The organism is Enterococcus silesiacus, assembly GCF_001886225.1.
In the GTDB taxonomy this organism is placed as follows: Bacteria; Bacillota; Bacilli; order Lactobacillales; family Enterococcaceae; genus Enterococcus_L; species Enterococcus_L silesiacus.
In genome coordinates, this window is the sequence record NZ_JXLC01000033.1 from 1 (window position 1) to 23,204 (window position 23,204).

General features: G+C 37.0%; 18 protein-coding genes and 1 riboswitch. Of the genes, 14 read left to right on the forward strand and 4 right to left on the reverse strand.

The window, feature by feature from the left end; translation table 11 throughout:
• Positions 1 to 105: 105 nt before the first annotated feature.
• Together RV15_RS16660 and RV15_RS16665 are read right to left on the reverse strand one after the other, a co-directional pair.
• Positions 106 to 2,556, reverse strand: coding sequence for a transglycosylase domain-containing protein (locus RV15_RS16660; RefSeq protein WP_071879135.1), 2,451 nt, complete (start codon positions 2,554 to 2,556; stop codon positions 106 to 108).
• Between the two features lie 136 nt (positions 2,557 to 2,692).
• A complete protein-coding gene (locus tag RV15_RS16665) occupies positions 2,693 to 3,034 on the reverse strand; it encodes an iron chaperone (RefSeq protein WP_071879136.1) in 342 nt (113 codons plus the stop codon).
• A gap of 156 nt (positions 3,035 to 3,190) precedes the next feature.
• On the opposite strand from RV15_RS16665, the gene RV15_RS16670 reads away from it, so the two are divergent.
• The 14 genes from RV15_RS16670 (at position 3,191) to lpdA (ending at position 20,664) form a co-directional block, all read left to right on the forward strand.
• Complete coding sequence (locus tag RV15_RS16670) at positions 3,191 to 3,862, forward strand: YdeI/OmpD-associated family protein (protein WP_071879155.1); 672 nt, start codon at positions 3,191 to 3,193, stop codon at positions 3,860 to 3,862.
• Positions 3,863 to 3,876: 14 nt separating this feature from the next.
• On the forward strand, positions 3,877 to 4,329 hold the full coding sequence (locus RV15_RS16675; protein WP_071879137.1) for a DUF1801 domain-containing protein: 453 nt from the start codon (positions 3,877 to 3,879) through the stop codon (positions 4,327 to 4,329).
• Between the two features lie 295 nt (positions 4,330 to 4,624).
• Complete coding sequence (locus tag RV15_RS16680; protein ID WP_071879138.1) at positions 4,625 to 5,518, forward strand: deoxyribonuclease IV; 894 nt, start codon at positions 4,625 to 4,627, stop codon at positions 5,516 to 5,518.
• A 252-nt stretch (positions 5,519 to 5,770) separates the two neighbouring features.
• Complete coding sequence (locus RV15_RS16685; RefSeq protein ID WP_010760812.1) at positions 5,771 to 5,992, forward strand: YneF family protein; 222 nt, start codon at positions 5,771 to 5,773, stop codon at positions 5,990 to 5,992.
• A 164-nt stretch (positions 5,993 to 6,156) separates the two neighbouring features.
• Positions 6,157 to 7,908, forward strand: a complete 1,752-nt coding sequence (locus RV15_RS16690; protein WP_071879139.1) for an ABC transporter ATP-binding protein — start codon at positions 6,157 to 6,159, stop codon at positions 7,906 to 7,908.
• Positions 7,908 to 9,692, forward strand: a complete 1,785-nt coding sequence (locus RV15_RS16695) for an ABC transporter ATP-binding protein (protein ID WP_071879140.1) — start codon at positions 7,908 to 7,910, stop codon at positions 9,690 to 9,692. Before RV15_RS16690 ends, RV15_RS16695 begins: the two co-directional genes overlap by 1 nt.
• A 233-nt stretch (positions 9,693 to 9,925) precedes the next feature.
• Complete coding sequence (trxB, locus tag RV15_RS16700) at positions 9,926 to 10,858, forward strand: thioredoxin-disulfide reductase (protein ID WP_071879156.1); 933 nt, start codon at positions 9,926 to 9,928, stop codon at positions 10,856 to 10,858.
• A 292-nt stretch (positions 10,859 to 11,150) separates the two neighbouring features.
• On the forward strand, positions 11,151 to 11,507 hold the full coding sequence (locus tag RV15_RS16705) for a DUF6483 family protein (RefSeq protein WP_071879157.1): 357 nt from the start codon (positions 11,151 to 11,153) through the stop codon (positions 11,505 to 11,507).
• Between the two features lie 82 nt (positions 11,508 to 11,589).
• A riboswitch (M-box (ykoK) riboswitch) is annotated at positions 11,590 to 11,758 on the forward strand.
• A gap of 92 nt (positions 11,759 to 11,850) precedes the next feature.
• Positions 11,851 to 12,027, forward strand: a complete 177-nt coding sequence (locus RV15_RS18900) for a hypothetical protein (protein ID WP_217265837.1) — start codon at positions 11,851 to 11,853, stop codon at positions 12,025 to 12,027.
• A gap of 144 nt (positions 12,028 to 12,171) precedes the next feature.
• Positions 12,172 to 14,808 (forward strand): magnesium-translocating P-type ATPase, encoded by a 2,637-nt coding sequence (gene mgtA, locus RV15_RS16710; protein ID WP_083429227.1) that lies wholly within the window; start codon positions 12,172 to 12,174, stop codon positions 14,806 to 14,808.
• 568 nt (positions 14,809 to 15,376) lie between these two features.
• Positions 15,377 to 16,492 (forward strand): pyruvate dehydrogenase (acetyl-transferring) E1 component subunit alpha, encoded by a 1,116-nt coding sequence (gene pdhA, locus RV15_RS16715; RefSeq protein WP_025869280.1) that lies wholly within the window; start codon positions 15,377 to 15,379, stop codon positions 16,490 to 16,492.
• 2 nt (positions 16,493 to 16,494) lie between these two features.
• Positions 16,495 to 17,472 carry an alpha-ketoacid dehydrogenase subunit beta gene (locus tag RV15_RS16720; protein WP_025869282.1) on the forward strand — a complete coding sequence of 326 codons (978 nt, stop codon included), beginning with the start codon at positions 16,495 to 16,497 and terminating at the stop codon, positions 17,470 to 17,472.
• A 137-nt stretch (positions 17,473 to 17,609) separates the two neighbouring features.
• Positions 17,610 to 19,250, forward strand: coding sequence for a dihydrolipoyllysine-residue acetyltransferase (locus RV15_RS16725; RefSeq protein ID WP_071879142.1), 1,641 nt, complete (start codon positions 17,610 to 17,612; stop codon positions 19,248 to 19,250).
• Positions 19,251 to 19,257: 7 nt separating this feature from the next.
• A complete protein-coding gene (gene lpdA, locus RV15_RS16730) occupies positions 19,258 to 20,664 on the forward strand; it encodes a dihydrolipoyl dehydrogenase (protein WP_071879143.1) in 1,407 nt (468 codons plus the stop codon).
• Between the two features lie 116 nt (positions 20,665 to 20,780).
• Here lpdA and RV15_RS16735 read toward each other — a convergent pair whose 3' ends face one another.
• Both RV15_RS16735 and RV15_RS16740 read right to left on the reverse strand, forming a co-directional pair.
• Entirely contained in the window at positions 20,781 to 22,328 is a 1,548-nt protein-coding gene (locus RV15_RS16735) for a glycosyltransferase family 39 protein (RefSeq protein WP_071879144.1), read from the reverse strand.
• A 159-nt stretch (positions 22,329 to 22,487) separates the two neighbouring features.
• On the reverse strand, positions 22,488 to 22,802 hold the full coding sequence (locus RV15_RS16740) for a YerC/YecD family TrpR-related protein (protein WP_069638713.1): 315 nt from the start codon (positions 22,800 to 22,802) through the stop codon (positions 22,488 to 22,490).
• Between the last annotated feature and the right edge of the window lie 402 nt (positions 22,803 to 23,204).

The window sequence follows — 23,204 nt, forward strand, 5'->3', positions numbered from 1 at the left end:
TTCTCACCAACATCAGAAAGTATAGAGCCATAAAAATACCGACCTCCAAAAGTTAGATTTTTGGTCTAACTTTTGGAGGTCGATTCACCAACTGTCTTCTTTTTATTAATTATTATTTTCTTTTTTATCGTCTTCTTTTTTCTTCTCTTCTTTTTTCTCAGAAGAAGAAGGAGTGGTTGTTGAACCAGAGTTTGAAGATGACGGGGGAGATGTTGCGTAACGCCCCCAATAGGCACTATAATTTGCATCTGATCCGCCATAGCCAAATTTGTATTGGCTTTTTGGAGCGCCATCTTTTGCATAGAAAGATTCGACGTTTGGTCCAGGAGCAGTGTAAGTTCCGCCATTATACGTAAATGTTCCAGGCTTTTCTCCTGTGAAGCTTGACACGTTGGATTTGATTACGTCATTTGAAAGGGTGAATTTTTCACCAACACCGAATAGATCAGGTCTGACAGAATAGATTGCATTTGCTAAGTTGGCAAGATACGTACTGTTTTGATCGCCGCTGTTTGGACTCATAGCCGTGGGTATATCATAACCTGTCCATGAACCTAATGTGATCGTTGGTGTAGAAACAACTAACCAAGCATCTTTGTATAAATCTGTTGTTCCTGTTTTACCGATCCAGTCAACGCTTCCAAAAGCAGGATTAAGACCATTGATCATATTTTTAAACGGAGTAGTTATTTTTGAATCTAAGACAGAACGCATCATGTCATTCATGATTGAAGCAGTTGCTTCAGAGTATACTTGAACAGGTGCTTCTTTATGTTCATAAATCACTTTGCCGCTATTGTCAGTAATTTTTTCAATCATATAGCCTTTTTGATATTTCCCTTTGTTTGCTAAGGTTTGAAAACCGTTCGTTTGGGTAAGGACGGTTGCTTCAACCGCACCTAATGGAGCTGATTGATAAGACCAAGCATCACTTGCGGGGTAGTTCATTTTACTAAGATAGTTATTATAAGAGAAATTGTCGTCACCCATTTGTGTTTTCATCGCTTCATTTAAATGGTAGACAGGAATATTATAGGACCATTCTAACGAATGACGCACGGTATCAAAGGTATTGGTTCCAGAATTTGTCGCATTGGTTAACTCTCCGCCACCTTTATAAGAAGTAGGGTAATTCGCCAAACGACTTTCTGATCCGATCATTCCTTGGTCAATTGCAGGGCCGTAAACTGAAATAGGTTTAATGGTAGAACCAACTTGGCGTAAGGTGTCTAAGGCATGATTACTTTGACTGATATTATAATCTCGACCTGCCACAAAACCAATGATTCTCCCAGTTTTATTATCCATCAAAACATTCCCTGTTTCGACGAGTCCGGCGCCGTATCCATCATCAAGCATGTATCCATAATTTGCCACAGCGTTTTGCATGGTATCATAAACACCCTGATCGATTGTTGATTGAATCGTGTAGCCACGATTTTGGATTTCTTTTCGCGCTTGGTCTTCATATTGAGAAAGGCCTAATGTGTCTAGTGTTTCTTTTTTCACGCCGGCTTTTTCTATATTGATATCCATTATTTCGCTGACTGCTTGTTCCAATACAGCATAGTACAAATAGCCTTCAGTGTTTTGATTTGATTCTTGCTGTGGTTGAAAGTCTTGTTTTAAATCATAACTTTTCGCTGCTTCATATTCTTCTTTTGTAATAGCTTTTTCACGATACATACTGAATAAAACAAAGTCTTTACGTTTCATTCCATAGGCCAAATTTTCATCAGCTTTCAACGCCCCAGTATTGCTATAAGGGGTATAAATGATTGGGCTTTGCGGAAGTCCAGCGATAAAGGCTGCTTGCGGAAGCGTTAAGTCATTGGCACTTTTGCCAAATAGTCCTTTGGCTGCTTCTTCAACACCAGCAATATTTTCACCTTTGTTATTACGGCCAAAAGGGGAAACATTTAGATAAGTAGTCACGATCTCATCTTTTGAAAAATACTTCTCAATACGATAAGCTAGCAAAATTTCATTGGCTTTTCGTTTGAACGTTGTTTCATCTGTCAAGATTTGTTGTTTAACTAACTGTTGTGTCAGTGTTGATCCTCCAGATGAGCCGCCCATACCTGTTGCATCTGAAACCAAAGCACGTATAACAGCCTTTGGAACGACACCTTTATGTTCTTCAAAATATTCATCCTCAGTAGAAATGATGGCTTTTTTCAGCAATGGAGAGATATGTTCTCCATCAACTCTTGTTCTGACAAGGTCAGATTTGATCATAGCAATATTGGTTCCGTCAGCATAAGTCATTCGTGAGACTTCTGTGATATCACTGATCTCAGTCTGGAGTTCTTCTTTTGTCGGTGGTTGAGTATCTTCAACTAGAAATGCAAAATAGCCCATACCGATCCCCATGCCTAAAGCACCACCTAAAAGTAGGACAACGACTGCAAAGACAAATAATGATTGCAGTACCCGAATCACTACATTTATAATCAAAAAAATCTTTTTCTTTTCTGGTACTTTATTAGAATGTTGTTCCGTTCTGTGGGAATTATCCTGATTGTCCAAAAGCTTCACCTCAATAAAATGATACATTCCGTGATATTATAGCAAAAAAAATCTATTATGAACAGTTGTTCAGGTATTTATAGGGATTTAATCAAAAAAACTTAATATAAACTTGTGAAAAGTTTGGAGTCATCCTTGTTGTTGCGCTTAAGTCTATTGTTTGTTATTTTCTTATTTGTTCCTCTAACCGAAATAAAACGATTTTTTGGATCAATTCTACAGGTAGTTCTTTGTCAATAGGGAATTGAATCGCACCTTTACTTGTTTTGAAGCCAGTCAACTCAGGTTTAAACGCCTCAATAGCTGCAGGAGCAGGATAAAAACCAATATGATTTTTCATATTAGCAAAATGGACTAAATTACCATTTAAATAGAAAGTTGGCATGCCATATGCTATTTTCTCTGTAGCTTCCGGGGCAAGTTGTTTGATCACAGTATAAAGCTGTTGCAGTTTTTCTTGACGATCTTTCGGCGTGTTTGAGATATACTTTTCAATAATAGTCATAGTATTGACCTGCTTTCTTAGTAGTCTTGATTTGAGTATACCATGTTAGGCTGCAGGATGGATTTCTTTTGATTAAAGTCTAGAGGAAGTGAAGGAAGTAATCGTTTTATGGTACACTATCAGTGGATTATAGAACAGAAAGAGAGACTGGAATTAATGGGGAAATCGATTGTTGAAAAATTGAATTTAATGCGTTATTTAAGTAAAGTAGTAGTGAATCGTCCAAATCAAACGTATCTATCAGAATTAAAAGTATTTTCAAAACAGCTTCCAGCAGCACCAGTGGACTTGATTTTTGTTTTTGTAACAACAATGGCAGAATTTGAACAGATCGTGGCAGAGGTCATTTTAAAACAACTGCTTAATGAAGACGGCGTCCTTTTTGTAGCATACCCCAAAAAAGGCAATAAAAGCTACCAAACCTTTGTTCATCGGGATGAAATCTTTCCAGCGCTTCAAGTTGATGATAGTGATGGCTACATAAAAAATAGTACGTTAAAATTTAATCGTATGGTTAGTTTGGACGAGACGTTTACAGTAACGGGGATGAAAAATGTTAAAAAAACAACTAAATCAGCATCTACAAGCAGTGCTCGCGTAGAAGATTATGTTCAGTTTATACCAGCAGTAGAAGCAATACTAGAAAGTTCTAAGGAAGCCAAAGAGGCGTTTGATCAATTAACTCCAGGGTATAAAAAAGATTGGACTAGGTATATATTTAGTGCTAAACAAGCCGCAACGCAAGAAAAAAGAAAAAATGAAATGATTGATATTTTAGAAAAAGGGTTTAAGTCTAAAGAGCTATATCGTCAGTTCTTAACAAAGTAAAGGAGGCGACTATCATGGATGAAGTACAAGAGTATATAGAAAAAATCGATAGTAAATGGCAAGAGGCTTATCAAGATCTTGCTAAAGTTATTGCTGAAAACATACCGGAAGGCTTTGTGTTACAGATGCAATACGGGATGCCAACGTATGTTGTTCCTTTAAGTGTTTTTCCAGAGGGTTATCTGGGGAGAAAAGATGAACCACTGTCATTTATCAGTGTAGCTGCTCAGAAAAAGCACTTATCTCTGTATCATATGGGCATCATGGGGAATAAAGACTTGTTAGCTTGGTTTCAAACAGAATATCAAAAGGTGGTTCCGACGAAATTGAATATGGGGAAAAGTTGCATTCGGTTCAGTAATCCGAAAAATATTCCTTATGAATTAGTCGGAGAATTAGTTGGTAAAATTTCCATGGAAGAATGGGTCGCTAGTTATACCCGTTTTGCAGAAAAAAGTAAGAAGTAGACACCGCTTTATTAAAGAAGCAAAAAGATTGTTTTTTCTGAGGGTTTCACGTACTCTTTTAAAGGACACAGAATTTTTATGAGTATATGTAAAGATAGTTAGTTGAAAAGTGTACTAGTTTTTCAGTTGAGGCTGAATGAACCTGTTCAGCTTTTAATCATATCTAGCTACGCAGGCTAGCCCTTTGGAAAAAAGATAAAATATACCTGTGGCTAAAAGCGTCACAAACATATTTTCCTATTTTTCTGTCAGGGCTGAACGAGCCCGCTGAGCTTTTAAAATTAGGAGGATCATTATGTTATTAGGTTCACATGTTAGTATGAGTGGTAAAAAAATGTTATTAGGTTCAGCGGAAGAGGCTGCGAGTTATGGATCAACGACTTTTATGATCTATACAGGTGCGCCGCAAAATACACGCCGTAAACCTGTCGAAGAGATGAATATTGAAGCAGGTCAAAAATTTATGGCTGAGCATGATTTAAGTAATATTGTGGTTCATGCACCTTATATCATTAATTTAGGCAATACGATCAAATTAGAAAATTTTGGTTTTGCCACTTCATTTTTGCGTCAGGAAATTGAACGTGCTCATGCTTTAGGGGCAACTCAAATCACACTACACCCAGGAGCTCATGTTGGCGCTGGTGTGGATGCCGGCTTGAAACAGATCATCAAAGGGCTTGATGAAGTGCTGTGGAAAGAACAAGTACCGCAAATTGCATTAGAAACTATGGCAGGTAAAGGGACTGAGCTAGGTCGTACGTTTGAAGAGCTGGCAACGATCATCGAAGGTGTTAAGTTGAATGAAAAATTATCTGTCACAATGGATACTTGTCATATTAATGATGCTGGTTATAATGTAAAAGATGATTTTGATGGTGTTTTGGAAGAGTTTGATAAAATCATCGGCTTAGATCGTTTAAAAGTTGTCCATGTCAATGATTCTAAAAATCCGATGGGCTCTCATAAAGACCGCCATGCGAATATCGGTTTTGGGACGATCGGGTTTGATGCATTAAATAAAGTGGTTCATCATGAAAAATTGAAAGATCTGCCTAAAATTTTAGAAACACCATATGTGGGTGCTGACAAAAAGACAAGCAAAGCGCCATACGGTTATGAGATAGCTATGTTAAAATCACAAACATTTGATCCAGATTTATTGGAAAAGATTGAAGCTCAAAGTTAAAGGCCAGACCGTTTAATTGATTTAATTTTAAAGGGAAAGGGTTTTATGTAAATTTCTTGTGAGGAATATGACAAAAGACCTTTTCTTTTTGGTCTGTTTCTAGTAAAATGGTTTCTTGAGAGTAATTTAATAAATATAGGGACAAAGAGTCCTAATAAAAATTGGAAATATAGGTTTAATAAGAATAGTGACTGCAACTTATAATCAGCAGAAGTTCTTATTCAGCTTTTCTAATAGAAAGGAGAGATTTATATGTCAACAGGTTTAGTAGTATTGATCGCGATTATCGCTTTATTAGCAGGTGCAGCAGGTGGATTTTTCCTTGCGCGCAAATATATGCAAGATTATTTTAAAAAGAATCCTCCCGTTAATGAGGAAATGTTACGAATGATGATGATGTCTATGGGACAAAAACCTTCTGAGAAGAAGATACGTCAAATGATGCAGCAAATGAAGAACCAAGGAGACAAATAGGTTTTTTAGAGGCTATTCATAATTCAAGAGCACAACGGGCCGATTTTTTGGTCCGTTTTTTTTGCACTTATTTTTAATAAATGAAAGGAGTTGTATTAAAATGGGCAAACAACAAATGAAAGATGTGAGCGCACAGTAGTTAATTTAGAAAAGGAGAATGGTACATGTCTATATTTAAGAAATTAGGGTGGTTTTTCAAACAAGAGAAAAAAAGTTATGTTATTGGGGTTTTTTCATTAGTAATGGTAGCACTTGTTCAGTTAGTTCCACCTAAAGTGATCGGCATTGTTGTTGATAAAATTGCAGATAAAGATTTGACGATCAAGCCAATTTTATTTTGGATTGGGATTTTATTAGCGGCAGCCGTAGCGCAATACGTTTTTCGTTATATTTGGCGAATTTATATTTGGGGGAGCGCTGCAAGGCTAGAAAAGGATTTGAGACGGCAATTATTCCATCACTTTACAAAAATGGACAGTGTTTTTTATCAGAAATATCGAACTGGTGATTTGATGGCACATGCAACGAATGATTTGAATGCGATTCAAAATGTTGCTGGAGCAGGAATTTTAACATTTGCGGATTCATTGATCACAGGTGGGGCAACGATTATTGCCATGGTTTTATTTGTTGATTGGCGTTTAACTTTGATTGCGTTGATCCCTCTGCCATTATTGGCTGTGACATCAAGAGTTCTAGGCTCAAAATTACATGATGCCTTCAGAGATTCGCAAGCGGCCTTTTCAACGATCAATGATAAAACGCAAGAGAGTATTACCGGAATGAAAGTGATTAAAACCTTTGGGCAAGAAAAGGAAGATATCCAAGATTTTACCGATAAAATCGATGATGCAATCGTTAAAAATAAACGAGTAAATTTTCTAGATGCATTATTTGATCCATTCATTACGTTGATCATTGGGATCTCTTATGTGTTAACAATCATCATGGGCGGACGCTTTATCATGGAAGGGACAATTACGATCGGACAATTGATTTCATTTATAAGTTATATTGGAATGCTCGTTTGGCCGATGTTTGCGATTGGCCGTTTATTTAATGTGTTGGAGCGTGGGAATGCCAGTTATGATCGTGTCAATGAATTATTGCATGAAAGAACACATATCATTGAAAAAAAAGATGCGATCCAAACACCAGCAAAAGGTCAATTATCAATGGAAGTCGCTCAGTTTACGTATCCTAAAGATGATCATGTAACGTTAGAACAAATCAAATTTGCTGTGGGTGTTGGTGAGACGTTAGGAATTGTCGGTAAAACGGGTGCCGGAAAAACAACGATTCTAAAATTATTGATGCGTGAATATGATCATTATCAAGGTCGTGTGACGTTTGGTGGTCACGATATCAAAGATTATTCATTGGATGCGTTGATGCATTCGATAGGGTATGTTCCTCAAGACCATTTTCTGTTTTCAATGACGGTACGAGATAATATTCGTTTTGCTAACCCTGATTTTACGGAAGAAAAAGTTGAACAAGCAGCAGAAATGGCTTTCATTAATAATGAAATCAAAGCTTTTCCTAAAGGCTATGATACCTTGGTTGGAGAACGCGGTGTTTCGCTATCTGGTGGTCAAAAGCAACGGATTTCGATAGCTAGAGCCTTGATTCTAGATCCAGAATTGTTGATTTTAGACGATGCTTTATCGGCAGTCGATGCTAAAACAGAAGAAGCCATTCTTTCGAATTTAAAAGAAGCGAGAAAAGAAAAAACAACGATCATTGCAGCTCACAGATTAAGTAGTGTGATGCATGCAAAAGAAATCATTGTTTTAGATGAAGGCAAAATTGTTGAGCGTGGTACCCATCAAGAGCTGTTACGCTTGGCTGGTTGGTACAAACGTATGTGGGATAAACAACAATTAGAAGCGAAAATTGAAGGGAGTGAAGCGTAATGGAAGAAAAATATGAATCAGAATGGACAAAATCAGTCCCTTTAAAAGAGCAAGTTTCGATTGTTAAACAGTTGCTTAAATTTGCTAAACCATTTCGTCGGACATTTTTAACTGCGATTTTGTTTGCATTGTTTCTTTCGGTGATCAATATAATGTTACCGAGGATCATTCAAATATTTATGGATGACTATTTAACACCGAAGACTGCAACAAACCAAGTGATTCTCTTATTTGCTGGGTTGTATCTTTTCGGTGTGATTATTAAAAGTATTGTCTGGTTTTTCCAGTGGTTTTTATATTCAACTGCTTCACTAAAAACCTATCAGTATATTCGCGTGAAATTGTTTGAAAAACTGCAAACATTAGGAATGCGTTATTTTGATCAAACACCAGCAGGTTCGATCGTGTCTCGTGTAACGAATGATACGGAAACACTATTTGAATTTTGGTATGTCTTTTTGATGGTATTGACGGGGATTTTTGCTGTAGTTTCCTCCTTTATTGCTATGTTTCAAATCAGTGGGAAAATTGCATTATATAACTTGATTTTCTTGCCGATTTTATTGATTGTAATTTGGTACTATCAAAAATTTAGTTCAAGAATTTACAGAAGTATGCGGGAAAAATTAAGCCAACTGAATACAAAATTGAATGAATACATTTCTGGTATGCAAATCATTCAACAGTTTAGACAAGAACATCGCTTAGAAAAAGAGTTTGAAGAAACGAACAATGATTATTTACGAACACGCTTTTCAATGATCAAAACGAATTCATTGCTGTTAGGTCCAATCATTAATTTCCTTTATACGTTGGCAATTGCGTTAACGCTGACATTATTTGGCTATGATGCGTTACATTCTCCTGTAGAAGTAGGGATGATTTATGCGTTTGTGACGTATGTACAAGCATTCTTCAATCCAATGACACAAATGATGGATTTCCTCAGTGTTTTTACGGATGGGATGGTTGCTGGCAGTCGGATTTTGAAAATTTTTGATAACGACGAGTTAACGCCACAGCAAAATATTGGGGCAAATTCAGAAATTATTCGCGGGAAAATTGAATTTCGTAATGTTAGTTTTTCTTATGATGGTCAGAATAAGGTCTTGAAGAATATCAGCTTTATTGCCAATCCAGGTGAAACGGTCGCATTGATCGGCCATACAGGGAGCGGTAAAAGCTCGATCATCAATGTATTGATGCGCTTTTATGAATTTTATGAAGGTGAAATTTTGATCGACGATCGTGATATTCGTGATTATTCGTTGCCTGAATTAAGGAAGAAAATGGGCTTGGTTTTACAAGATGCTTTTATGTTTTATGGGGATATCGCAGGAAATATTCGGATGTTGAATCCGGAAATCACAGATGAACAAATCAAAGAAGCTGCAAAATTTGTGCAGGCTGATAAATTTATTGAAACCTTACCAAAAAAATATCATGCAAAAGTAATTGAACGTGGAGCCAGTTATTCAAGTGGGCAGCGCCAATTGATTTCATTTGCCAGAACGATTGTAACAGATCCTAAGATTCTTGTATTAGATGAGGCGACGGCTAATATTGATACTGAAACGGAAGGATTGATCCAAGAAGGTTTGGCCAACATGCGTCAAGGTCGAACAACCATTGCGATTGCGCATCGTTTGTCTACCATTCGTGATGCCGATCTGATTTTAGTCTTGGACAAAGGACGAATCGTAGAACGTGGCAATCATGATAATTTATTAGTCCAACATGGTTTGTATGCAGATATGTATAAGCTACAAAATAGTGAAGGGTAGAATAAAAAAAGGTTTAGGACTGACTTTAGGAGTTAGTTTTAAACCTTTTTATTTGCTTATTAAAAGTAAGCGCAAAAATGCTGTTAACTAGAACAAAGCATGCTATAATGGAGAACGAAAATAAGTTATTGAAGCTATTTTTTACAGTTACTATCACTGGGCAGAAAGATAGACAATCCACTAGTTAAGTTGTAAAGTAAATGTACTTGAAAAATTCGGAGGTTGAAAAAATGATGTATGATGTAATTATAATTGGAGCAGGACCTGCTGGTATGACTGCCGCTTTATATGCGTCACGTTCTAATCTTTCAGTATTGATGATCGAACGCGGTGCCCCAGGAGGCCAAATGAATAATACGGCTGAGGTTGAAAATTATCCAGGATTTGATTCGATCATGGGACCTGAGTTGGCTTATAAAATGTATGAAAATGTTGAGAAATTCGGTACTGAAAATGCATATGGTATTGTGATGGACATTAAAGATCAAGGTTCTTACAAAGAAGTGATCTGTGATGATAAAACATATCAAGCTAAAACTGTGATCATTGCTACAGGCTGTGAACATCGTAAATTAGGTGTTAAGGGAGAAGAAGAATTTGCTGGCCGCGGTGTTTCTTATTGTGCTGTATGTGACGGCGCATTTTTCCGTAATAGAAAACTTTTAGTGATTGGTGGCGGTGATTCAGCTGTTGAAGAAGCAATTTATCTAACACAATTCGCTTCAGAAGTTGTGATCGTGCATCGTCGTGATGCATTACGTGCGCAAAAAATCATTCAAGATCGTGCATTTGCTAATGAAAAAATCTCGTTTGAATGGAACACTGTTCTTGAGGAAATCACAGGAAATGACATGGTTGTGACCGGTGGGCAATTAAGAAATACCGTGACCGATGAAGTCAAAGAAATCCCAGCGGATGGTGTCTTTATCTATGTTGGACTTGATCCACTAACTGAACCATTTAAAAAAGCTGGCTTGACGAATGCTGAGGGCTGGATCGAAACAGACCAAGACATGAAAACAAGCATGCCAGGGGTTTTTGCAATTGGAGATGTTCGTGAGAAAACATTACGTCAAATCACAACAGCCGTTGGTGAAGGTGGCATTGCCGGACAACAAGTCTATAAATATATTGAAGATATGGCAGAAGTTGAAGAAGTGAAATAATTTAAACCTGTATATTCAAAAGATCAGGATGTTTTTACTGACCAAGATCTAAGTCAAAGCTTGATAAGTTTTGGCTTAGATCTATTTTTATACCGTCAGTGGGAGTGAAGGGAATGATTCTTGATCTAAAAGCAATCGAAGAAATTGTTAATAATGAAAAGAATGCTGTCGGATTCTCTGGTTAAAGCATGTTACTTAACTTTTTCTGACATGACGCGTATTTAATGATAGAATGAAAGAGTAGATTAGAATAAAATGAGAGAAATGGTTGGAAAAGGGGTGGGTTGAAACGATGGAATACGAAGAAGATTGGTTTATGAGACAAGTAAAAGCTGCAGTGTTTAATCCATTTAAAAAAGTGTCAGAAGTTCAGGTCATGCCAATGATTCTAGTGACCGATGAAGGAACTGGAGAAAACTATTCGGTACCGATTCAAAGCTATCTTTCTGAGCTGATTTTGACATTACAAGTGAACCAAGCTGAAAACAGATTATTTTCAGAGTCTAAACAGATGACGGATGCGCAATTTTTTGAGTTAGGAAACTGGTTTTATGACCTTGTAGAGAATTTATCTGATGAAGAATTAGAAACAGCAAATTTCTCAAGAGCTGAAATTGCTCAAGGTAGAGCAGAACTGGCTAACCAGTAAAAAGAAAAGTGATTTATTTTATGTATTGCTTTTTCTTTTGACAATTGTAACTATATGAACTATGATGAGTAAGGATTCAAAACTGAATAATTGTTAGGTGAGGCTCCTATTTGGACACATGCTGCTGCCGCGAAAGAATCGAGAGACTCTTAGTTGGTTGAACAGGAATGATCGTGAAGGTCATTCATAACGTAGCTGATAAGAAATTATCTACGCCCTATAGTGCTAAAGCTCAACGATAGAGAAACTTTTATTTAAGTTGCTATTTCACGCACACTCTATTGTTGAGTGTGCGTTTTGCTGTTTAACACAGATTGCTTAGCAATCTGATGTTAAACAGTACTTGGCGACCATAGGGAGCGAAGTTCCGCAAAAAGAAACAAACAGCCAGAAGAAAAACAAAAGCCAGCTAGCAAAAAAACTAAGAGTTAAAGAGTGGACTGGCTCCGCCAGAGCAGATGAGAAAAAGTACTTAGCGACAGCAAGGAGCAGTTTTCAAGATAATAAAATCACCACCTAACAAAAAAATCCATCGTTCCAAAATAAAACAAAGAGAGGAAGAGTCACATGGAAGACCCCAGTCAGTCGATAAACAAACTAAATGTCCCCTTCATCTTAGAAACGATGGAATTGAAATAATACTTCTTTTCTCCTTCTAAATAAGATGAAGCATAAGGAGGAAAAGAAAATGATGAACAAAAAAATAGCAGATATAAAGAAAACAACAAAAGACCAAGAATTAAGAAAATTAGCAATGCTTTCTGAACGTGAATTGATGATGGAGCTACGTACCTCAGAAAAAGGCTTATCAGAAGAAGATGCTAAAAATCGTTTAGAAGAATATGGCCCGAATGAAGTATCCGCACAAAAACCGACGCCAGCAATTATGATGTTTTTAGAAGCATTTAAAGATCCATTTGTTTATGTATTAGCTTTATTAATGGTAGTTTCAGCTGTAACAAAAGATTTTGAAGCAGCACTTGTCATGGGAATTATGATTTTAGCCAGTGTTATTATTGCCTTTATTCAGGAGTATCGTTCCCAAAAAGCAAGTTTGAATTTAAAAGAGCTCATCGAAAATACAACAGCTGTAACGCGTGCCGGTCAAACGAAAGAAATTCCTATGGACGAAGTTGTCCCTGGGGACATTGTAACGCTAGCTACAGGTGATATGATCCCAGCGGATGCTGTATTGATTTGGACAAAAGATTTATTTATTAATCAGTCTTCTTTGACAGGTGAATCAATGCCGGTGGAAAAATTTGTGGATGCAGGAATCGATAAAAATTCAAAATCTGTTTCCGCTTTAGATATGCAAGACTTGATTTTTATGGGAACTGATGTGTTGAGTGGGCAAGGAAAAGCGATTATTCTGAAGACTGGACAAAATACGTTCTTCGGTGACATTGCCAAAAATGCGACAACACAACGTGGGAAAACTTCTTTTGATATTGGCTTGACGAAAGTCAGTAAATTTCTACTAAGAATGGTTATGATCCTGTTTCCAATCGTATTTTTGATTAATGGTATCACGAAGGGAGAATGGGGCGAAGCATTTTTCTTCGCAATTGCTGTAGCAGTTGGTTTGACACCTGAAATGCTTCCGATGATCGTAACCAGCAACTTAGCAAAAGGTGCGTTAAGTTTATCCAAGCATAAAGTGATTGTAAAAGAACTACCTTCTATTCAAAATCTAGGTAGTATGGATATTCTTTGCACCGACAAAACAGGAACAATCACAGAAGACAAAGTTGTTTTGGTTCAACATTTAGATCCGTTAGGTGAAGTCAACAATCAAGTGTTAGATATGGCCTTTTTAAATTCTCATTATCAAACAGGCTGGAAAAACTTAATGGATATCGCTGTAATTAATTTTTATGAGGAAAATAAGAATCAAAGCCCTTATCATTCAGTGACAAAATTAGATGAAATTCCTTTTGATTTTTCACGTCGCCGCTTAACAGTAGTCGTCAATGCAGATGGTCATCAATTTATGATTACTAAAGGTGCGGTTGAAGAGATGGAAGCTGTGTGTACACATGCAGAAATCAATGGCGAAATCGTACCGTTAACACCTGAATTACAAAAAAGAATGCGTGAAGTTAATATTCGTATGAATGAACAAGGCATGCGGGCATTAGCCGTAGCTGTAAAAAAAGATGTTCATAGTGAAGCGATTTATAGCGTGGAAGATGAGCAAGGAATGACGTTGATCGGTTTTATGGGATTCTTGGATCCTGCTAAGAAATCAGCGATCACTGCAATCAAGTCTTTACATCAACATGGTGTTAATGTAAAAGTTCTAACTGGTGATAATGACATTGTTGCGAAAAAAGTTTGTAGCGATGTAGGCATAGAAGTATCACATGTGGTACTTGGTTCTGATATCGATAATATGTCGGATGAACAAATGAAAGAAGAAGTCGAAAAAACCAATTTATTTGCAAAATTAAATCCTATGCAAAAGTCTCGAATCATTGAAACACTCCAAGGAAATGGCCATACAGTTGGTTTTATGGGAGATGGGATCAATGATGCACCAGCCCTTCGTAAAGCAGATGTAGGTATTTCTGTAGATACAGCGGCTGATATTACAAAAGATGCAAGTTCGATCATTTTATTAGAAAAAAGCTTGAATGTTCTAGAAGATGGTGTGATCGAAGGTCGAAAAGTTTTTAGTAATATGATGAAATATATTAAAATTACCATTAGCTCAAACTTTGGGAATGTTTTTTCAATATTGATTGCAAGTGCCTTCTTGCCATTTCTACCAATGCTTTCGATTCAATTGTTGATTCAAAATTTGATTTATGACATCGCACAGTTAGCCATCCCTTGGGATAATGTGGATGAAGAAGATTTATTGAAACCTGTCCGTTGGGAAACAAATGGCTTAATGAAATTTACTTTGTGTATTGGTCCTGTAAGTAGTATTTTTGATATTATGACTTATCTTGTGATGTGGTTCGTCTTTAGTGCCAATACGATCGGTAGTCAACATTTATTCCAAACAGGTTGGTTTGTGGTTGGATTAGTTAGTCAAACCTTAGTTGTTCAAATGGTTCGAACTAGAAAATTGCCGTTTATTCAAAGTATTGCATCGCCCGCTGTGATTCTTGCCAGCTTAGGAGCGGTCGGCTTGGGACTATTGATTGTCTTGACACCAATTCGGGAGGTTTTCGACTTTGTGAAACTTCCAGCTAATTATTGGGGCTGGTTCATTTTGATCATTGTACTATATTTGATCACAGTAGAAGTAGCCAAACGGTTATATATTCATATCACCAAAGAGTGGATTTAATTTAGAAAAAAGCTGATTTCATTTTTAGAGAATAATTATTTTAGCAAACGAAAGATTTTGATTCACTTTTTTTAATAAATTATTGATGAGTAAATCACGAAAAATTTCTCTATGATTGGATGCGTTATTCGTAAAGAATGAAGAAAAACTATTTTTAAATTATTAATATTCGCTTTTTATGGAACAAAGACAAAATTCAATCATTTTGTCTTTGTTCCATTTTTCATATTTTGAAAAAGTCTGTTCATTTTTTAGCAAATAATTTCTAACTTGTGAATCGTCTGTAGCATAACAATGATCGTGATAACTATAACAGTAGATTGTCAAAAGATATGATTAGGAAGGCTATTTGTAAAACGGTTTCTTGTTTGTGATTTTAATCACTAACCTTTGGTACGAAAGGATTTAAGTATTTTAATCAAATTTAAAGAAATGCTCACTTTTTACTTGCTCTTTTACCTGTTTAGTGATAATTTGTAAGTGTAGTCGATAAAAAGTAATACAGTTTTTCACACTGTTTTACTTTTTACGAAAAAAAGAAACGTAACAGAGAGGATTGTGTGACAAAATGGCAAAGGCAAAGAAACAAAAACCTATTGACTTTAAAGCACTTATGGAAAAAGTCGACGCTGATTTCCCAACATTTCAAATTTTAGATAAAGATGGGAAAATCGTAAACGAAGATGCTGTACCGGATTTATCAGATGACGAATTAGTAGAATTAATGACTCGTATGGTTTGGTCACGTGTATTAGACCAACGTTCAACTGCATTGAACCGTCAAGGTCGTCTAGGCTTCTTCGCACCAACTGCTGGACAAGAAGCAAGTCAGCTAGCAAGTCAATTTGCGATGGAAAAAGAAGATTACCTATTACCTGGTTACCGTGATGTACCTCAATTAGTTCAACACGGCTTACCATTAACAGAAGCATTTTTATGGTCTCGTGGCCACGTAGCGGGTAACCACTACGCACCAGAATTAAATGCTCTACCACCACAAATCATCATTGGTGCACAATACATCCAAGCAGCTGGTGTTGCTTTAGGAATGAAAAAACGCGGCAAGAAAAACGTTGTCTTCACTTATACAGGTGATGGCGGTTCTTCACAAGGTGATTTCTATGAAGCAATCAACTTTGCAGGAGCATATCATGCAAACGGCGTGTTCATCATCCAAAACAATGGTTTTGCGATTTCAACACCTCGTGAAAAACAAACAGCAGCTAAAACATTAGCACAAAAAGCTGTAGCAGCTGGAATTCCAGGGATCGTCGTTGACGGAATGGATCCACTAGCAGTTTATGCAATCGCTAAAGAAGCTCGTGAATGGTCTGCAAATGGCAATGGTCCTGTTTTAATTGAAACATTAACTTACCGTTATGGTCCACATACATTATCAGGTGATGATCCAACTCGTTACCGTTCAAAAGATATGGATGACGAATGGGTACAAAAAGATCCATTAGTTCGTTTCCGTAAATATCTAGAAGACAAAGGTTTATGGTCTGAAGAAAAAGAAAACGAAGTAATCGAAAAAACTAAAGAAGAAATCAAAGTAGCAATTGCAGAAGCTGATAAAGTTCCAAAACAAAAAGTTTCTGATTTCTTGAAAAATATGTTTGAAGTTCAACCTCAAAATATTAAAGAACAAATTGCATTCTACGAAGCGAAGGAGTCGAAATAATCATGGCACAAAAAACAATGATCCAAGCAATTACAGATGCCTTAGCTCTTGAAATAGAGAAAGACGAAAACGTCTTGGTCTTCGGTGAAGACGTTGGTAAAAACGGCGGAGTTTTCCGTGCGACTGAAGGTTTACAAGAAAAATTTGGCGAAGACCGTGTCTTCGATACTCCTTTAGCAGAATCTGGAATCGGTGGTTTAGCTTTTGGTTTAGCTTTAGAAGGTTACCGTCCAGTTCCTGAAATCCAATTCTTTGGATTCGTATTTGAAGTCTTTGACGAAATCGTAGGTCAAATGGCTCGTACTCGTTACCGTATGGGTGGAACACGTAACATGCCTATTACTGTTCGTGCGCCTTTTGGTGGTGGTGTGCATACACCAGAACTTCACTCAGATAACTTAGAAGGATTGATTGCTCAATCTCCAGGTATCCGTGTCGTTATCCCATCAAACCCATATGATGCAAAAGGACTATTGATTTCTGCAATCAGAAGCAATGACCCAGTTGTTTACCTAGAGCACATGAAACTATACCGTTCATTCCGTGAGGAAGTGCCGGATGAAGCATACGAAGTACCTTTAGATAAAGCAGCTGTGACTCGTGAGGGTACTGATGTTTCTATCATCACTTACGGTGCAATGGTTCGTGAAGCAATCAAAGCCGCTGACAACTTAGCGAAAGACAATATTTCTGTTGAAATCATTGACTTACGTACTGTCGCTCCTTTAGATGTCGAAACAATCATCAAATCAGTTGAAAAAACTGGTCGCGTAGTCGTAGTTCAAGAAGCGCAAAAACAAGCTGGCGTTGGTGCTATGGTTGTTTCTGAAATTTCTGAACGTGCAGTATTATCATTAGAAGCGCCAATTGGCCGCGTATCTGCTCCAGATACAATCTTCCCATTTGGACAAGCAGAAAACATTTGGTTGCCAAATGCTAAAGATATCGAAGCGAAAGCTAGAGAAATCGCAGAATTTTAATTAGAAACTAATAAACGTTACTTTAATAATATGCCTTGATTTTCACGTGATATCTTATCACGTGGAAATTTAGCGCTGTTATTTTCAGTAAATGACTAGTTAGACAGATACGATAAAGGAAGGGAAGGCTTAAAAAAATGGCTTATCAATTTAAATTACCAGATATTGGTGAAGGTATTGCAGAAGGCGAAATCGTAAAATGGTTCGTTAAAGCAGGAGATACCATCAATGAAGATGATACATTATTAGAAGTTCAAAACGATAAATCTGTAGAAGAGATCCCATCTCCAGTTACAGGAACAGTTAAATCTATCGTAGTACCAGAAGGCACAGTAGCAAATGTTGGAGATGTATTGATCGAAATCGATGCACCAGGACATCCTGAAAATGATGCAGCCCCAGCTGCGGCTCCAGCTCAAGAACAAACGCCTGCACAACCAGCAGCTGTTCCAGAAGCACCAGCAGCTGACAGCAGCAGTGGCGTTTTCCAATTTAAATTACCAGATATCGGTGAGGGTATTGCAGAAGGCGAAATCGTAAAATGGTTCGTTAAATCAGGCGATACGATCAATGAAGATGATACTTTATTGGAAGTTCAAAATGACAAATCTGTTGAAGAAATCCCTTCACCAGTTACAGGGACAGTTAAAAACATCGTTGTTCCAGAAGGTACAGTAGCAAACGTTGGGGATGTATTGATCGAAATCGATGCACCAGGACATAACGCTGCACCAAGTTCAGCGCCAGCAGCAAGTGCGCCTGCTCAAACAGAACAAGCAGCACCAGCTCCAGCAGCTTCAACAGGTGTCGTAGCAGCGGCTGATCCAAATAAACGTGTGTTGGCTATGCCATCAGTACGTCAATTTGCTCGTGAAAAAGATGTAGACATCACACAAGTTGCACCGACTGGCAAAGGCGGACGTGTTACTAAAGCGGATATTGAAAGCTTTATCTCAGGTGGCGGACAAGCAGCAGCGCCAGCACAAGCTGAACAAACTGCGGCAACACCAGTAGCAACTGAAACAGCAGCTGCACCAAAAGCTCCAGCTAAACCATTTGTTTCTGATTTAGGCGAAGCTGAAACACGCGAAAAAATGACACCAACTCGTAAAGCAATTGCCAAAGCGATGGTTAACAGTAAACATACTGCACCACACGTTACATTGCATGACGAAGTTGAAGTATCTAAATTATGGGATCACCGTAAGAAATTTAAAGATGTTGCAGCAGCTAACGGTACGAAATTAACATTCTTACCATACGTGGTAAAAGCATTGACAGCAACAGTTCAAAAATTCCCAATCTTGAATGCATCAATTGACGATGCAGCACAAGAAATCGTTTATAAAAACTACTATAACATTGGTATTGCAACAGATACTGATCATGGTTTATATGTACCAAACGTTAAAAATGCTAACACTAAGAGCATGTTTGCTATCGCTGATGAAATCAACGAAAAAGCAGCTCTTGCAATCGAAGGCAAATTAACTGGTGCGGATATGCGTGATGGCTCTATCACAATCAGTAATATTGGTTCAGTTGGCGGTGGCTGGTTCACACCAGTTATCAACTACCCTGAAGTTGCAATTTTAGGTGTTGGTACGATCGCTACACAACCAGTTGTAAATGCAGATGGTGAAATCGTTGTTGGACGTGTCATGAAACTTTCAATGAGTTTTGACCACCGTATTGTTGATGGCGCAACTGCTCAAAAAGCAATGAACAACATCAAGCGTTTATTAGCTGATCCAGAATTATTATTAATGGAAGGATGATTATCACATGGTAGTAGGAGATTTCGCCATTGAATTAGATACAGTCGTAATTGGTTCAGGCCCTGGAGGATACGTTGCAGCGATTCGTGCTGCTGAAATGGGTCAAAAAGTTGCGATCATTGAACGTGAGTTTATCGGCGGTGTATGTTTAAATGTTGGATGTATTCCTTCTAAAGCATTGATCGCAGCAGGACATCACTATCAAGAATCATTAGACTCAACAATGTTTGGTGTAACAGCTAAAGGTGTAGAGCTAGACTTTACGAAAACGCAAGAATGGAAAGACAATAAAGTAGTTAATACATTGACAAGCGGTGTTGGTTTCCTTCTTAAAAAACATAAAATCGAAATTATTGAAGGAGAAGCTTTCTTCGTTGATGAAAACACCTTACGTGTCATTCATCCGGATTCAGCTCAAACTTACTCATTCAATAATGCGATCGTAGCAACAGGTTCTCGCCCAATCGAAATCCCAGGATTTAAATTTGGCGGACGTGTCTTAGATTCTACTGGTGGTTTGAACTTGAAAGAAGTGCCTAAGAAATTTGTTATCATCGGTGGCGGAGTTATCGGTGCAGAATTAGGCGGAGCATATGCGAACCTTGGTTCTGAAGTAACGATTTTAGAAGGTAGCCCTTCAATCTTACCAACCTATGAAAAAGACATGGTTAAACTAGTTACAGATGACTTCAAGAAGAAAAATGTAACAGTTGTAACCAAAGCAATGGCTAAAGAAGCAATCGACAATGGCGACAGCGTAACTGTAAAATATGAAGTAGACGGCAAAGAAGAATCAGTCACTGCTGACTATGTAATGGTAACAGTTGGACGTCGTCCAAACACGGATGATCTTGGTTTGGAACTTGCTGGTATTGAAGTTGGCGAACGTGGTTTAGTTCAAGTGGACAAACAAGGCAGAACAAACGTTTCAAATATTTTTGCTATCGGAGATATCGTACCAGGCGCGGCTCTTGCGCATAAAGCAAGCTATGAAGCGAAAATTGCTGCAGAAGCAATCTCTGGTAAAAAAGTAGAAGTAGACTACAAAGCAATGCCTGCTGTAGCCTTCACTGATCCAGAATTAGCAAGTGTTGGTATGACAATTGCTGAAGCTAAAGAAGCGGGATTAGAAGCAACTGCTTACAAATTCCCATTTGCTGGTAACGGCCGTGCTATTTCTTTAGGTAAAACTGAAGGATTCGTACGCTTGGTAACAACAAACGAAGACAATGTAATTATCGGAGCACAAATCGGCGGAGTTGGCGCAAGTGATATGATTTCTGAATTATCATTAGCGGTTGAATCTGGCATGAATGCTGAAGATATTGCATTAACGATCCATCCACACCCATCTTTAGGGGAAATTACTATGGATGCTTCTGAGTTGGCTTTAGGTTTGCCAATTCATATTTAAATAGCATATTTGTCACACAAAGAAAGACCGAGCTAGCCAAGCTCGGTCTTTTGTTTTGCTTTGGCTAAATAAATAGCCCTTATCAAGTAATGAATAATAACTTGATAAGGGTGGGGTTAATTAAGGGCTTTTTTGTTCTTTTTAATAGTAGCAAACTGCAGGTAGAAACCATTCGCTGATAACATATAAATAAAGGGTAGATATTGTATCAGATATCTGGAACGACCTCCTTCAAATAAAAGCAGGTATAAAAACGCACCTAAAATCGTTAATTTAAGAATTGCTAATAAAGTATCGTCCTGATCATTTTTAAATTTTTTTCTTGTCACAAACAATAGACCAACTAATGTAATCATCCACATGAGATGCATAAAAAGACGGACTGTTTTGACTTTCTCACCTTGTTGATAATAAGTATCTCTTAGAAAAATCTGTATAGGATCGTTTGATTGTACATAGATTTGCGCGCTGCCATCTTGTCCCCAACCAAAGTCTCCTCTATCAGTATTATTGAAATGCTTTTTCATTAAAAATTTTGTATAGCCTGTAAAACCGTAATTTTTTATTCGCTCTGCTATTTTTTCGCTAGCATAATTGACTTTGCCTTCTTTTGTAGGAATCGATATTGTTGCTCTGGTGTCTTCTTCGCTGAAGCCGCCACTACCCGTCAAGCCCATCATGACAAAATGCTGCCAAGGCTTCGCTTGATTTCTGTCGAGAACAATAAGCTTTTGATGGTCTTCGAATAGATGAAAGAGTTTCATTGTTCCAGCAAAAGGAAGACAAAAGAGTAGCGTTATTAAGAGTACTTTTTTTAAGTTGATTTTTTTAGGGTCAGTTAGCAAATTAAATAGCTTAATCATACTATAGGCAATTAGAAAAACAATAGAAGAGGGTTTTAATAGGTAAGAAATCGCGATTAACCCCCCTAACACAATCACTAAATAGTTATTGTGTTTCTTCTTGGTGAGCGAATAAATCCACAAAGTAATACTGATTACTGGCAACATAATAGTATCTGTATAAACCACCAGCATCCATGGTGATAAAGCTAATGGGATAAATGCCAAATAAAAGGAGAGATAAGCAATTTTTTTATTAAAAAGATTTTTTGCTGCCAAAAAAATAAAAATAAAGCCAATATCCATAAAGAATGTATTGGTTAGTTGCCAAAACATCCAAGAATTTCCTAGCGACTGATGGAAAAAATTCCCTATTTGACTTATAAAATACATTAAGAAGAAAAATAAATTATTATTCGGATTTTTTGATAAATAAATGCTAGCGATAGAGTCTGGAGAATTTTTAACTAATTCAGTTACACTAGCGTGAATACCATCTACATCCCAACCAATCGGCACATGAATATAGTATAGAATAATCACTTGTAAGATAATACCTACTGCGAATAGTAACTTAGTAATAATCGCTATATTTTTTTTGAAGAAAGCAAAAAATTGTTTTAGTTTTTTCTGTATAAATGAGCGGGTGTTGGTGGGAATAAATAGGATACAAATAATAGAAAACAGAATAAGCAGGAATGCCCAAACTTTGTCGTTGATATTTGAGATATCTAATAAACTGCTCCTGAGTGTTCCGTAGAACGTATAAAGTATTGATAAAAGAAATAGACCGTTTAAAATTGAAAAGATTGTTTTTTTCATGCAGAATCTCCTAGTAAATCGAATTATTTTCATTATGCCAGTATTCATTATAGAACAATAATAAGAATTAAGAAATACCAGCTATAAAAAAAGCATTCTAAAAGTTAAAAGTGTTTCTTTAACTTTTAGGACGCTAACTTTCTAGTAAATTTTTTTAATCTAGCGATGAAGTTCTCTGTCGTCTTGCTCATCAATTCTATGAACCATTTCAAGCAATCCACCATTTCCTTCGTCAATGATTCTTTTAACTCTAGAAATCGTTGTAGTACTGCTTCCAGTGGCTTCTGCAATATCACTATAGGTTTTATTTAATAGTAGCAACTTTGCAACTTCAAATCGCTGAATCATAGAATCCAGCTCCTTTAGGGTCATTAAGTCGTCAAAGTAATTGTAGCAATCTTCTAGTGTCTCTAAAGCTAATAGAGAACGGAAAAACTCATCGCCGTGGCCGTCTTGTATCTTGTCGATTTTCATAAGTTCCTCCTAAATTTAAAAGCGGAACAAATCGTTTAATCCTGTAGAAAATTAGGAAATTGTTATTGAAACGTTCTTTGTTTCACTAACAATTTATCTATTTTCCTAAGGATTGATTTGTGCAGCTAGATAATATAAAGTGTGATAGGTCGTTCAGCTCTGACAGAAAAATAGGAAAAATTGATTGAGATGCTTTTTGTCTCATTCAATGTTTATTTTTTTCCGAAGCTAGACAATATATAGATAATAATAGTTCACAATGCTGTACTGTATCCGTTCTAGCAAGCATTTTTTATTATAAAACTTTTTTGAATTTTGTCCAGTAAATTGAATAGATCAATACAAAAGTTTAAAAAAAGGGTAAAGCAAAGCTGATTTTCAGTTTTGCTTCACCCTTTAAGA

Bases quoted from the DNA above. Each gene is read 5' to 3' on its own strand.
- RV15_RS16660 (WP_071879135.1), bottom strand. From the start codon at position 2,556: ATGTATCATTTTATTGAGGTGAAGCTTTTGGACAATCAGGATAATTCC.
- RV15_RS16665 (WP_071879136.1), bottom strand. From the start codon at position 3,034: ATGACTATTATTGAAAAGTATATCTCAAACACGCCGAAAGATCGTCAA.
- RV15_RS16670 (WP_071879155.1), top strand. From the start codon at position 3,191: ATGGGGAAATCGATTGTTGAAAAATTGAATTTAATGCGTTATTTAAGT.
- RV15_RS16675 (WP_071879137.1), top strand. From the start codon at position 3,877: ATGGATGAAGTACAAGAGTATATAGAAAAAATCGATAGTAAATGGCAA.
- RV15_RS16680 (WP_071879138.1), top strand. From the start codon at position 4,625: ATGTTATTAGGTTCACATGTTAGTATGAGTGGTAAAAAAATGTTATTA.
- RV15_RS16685 (WP_010760812.1), top strand. From the start codon at position 5,771: ATGTCAACAGGTTTAGTAGTATTGATCGCGATTATCGCTTTATTAGCA.
- RV15_RS16690 (WP_071879139.1), top strand. From the start codon at position 6,157: ATGTCTATATTTAAGAAATTAGGGTGGTTTTTCAAACAAGAGAAAAAA.
- RV15_RS16695 (WP_071879140.1), top strand. From the start codon at position 7,908: ATGGAAGAAAAATATGAATCAGAATGGACAAAATCAGTCCCTTTAAAA.
- trxB (WP_071879156.1), top strand. From the start codon at position 9,926: ATGTATGATGTAATTATAATTGGAGCAGGACCTGCTGGTATGACTGCC.
- RV15_RS16705 (WP_071879157.1), top strand. From the start codon at position 11,151: ATGGAATACGAAGAAGATTGGTTTATGAGACAAGTAAAAGCTGCAGTG.
- mgtA (WP_083429227.1), top strand. From the start codon at position 12,172: ATGAAGCATAAGGAGGAAAAGAAAATGATGAACAAAAAAATAGCAGAT.
- pdhA (WP_025869280.1), top strand. From the start codon at position 15,377: ATGGCAAAGGCAAAGAAACAAAAACCTATTGACTTTAAAGCACTTATG.
- RV15_RS16720 (WP_025869282.1), top strand. From the start codon at position 16,495: ATGGCACAAAAAACAATGATCCAAGCAATTACAGATGCCTTAGCTCTT.
- RV15_RS16725 (WP_071879142.1), top strand. From the start codon at position 17,610: ATGGCTTATCAATTTAAATTACCAGATATTGGTGAAGGTATTGCAGAA.
- lpdA (WP_071879143.1), top strand. From the start codon at position 19,258: ATGGTAGTAGGAGATTTCGCCATTGAATTAGATACAGTCGTAATTGGT.
- RV15_RS16735 (WP_071879144.1), bottom strand. From the start codon at position 22,328: ATGAAAAAAACAATCTTTTCAATTTTAAACGGTCTATTTCTTTTATCA.
- RV15_RS16740 (WP_069638713.1), bottom strand. From the start codon at position 22,802: ATGAAAATCGACAAGATACAAGACGGCCACGGCGATGAGTTTTTCCGT.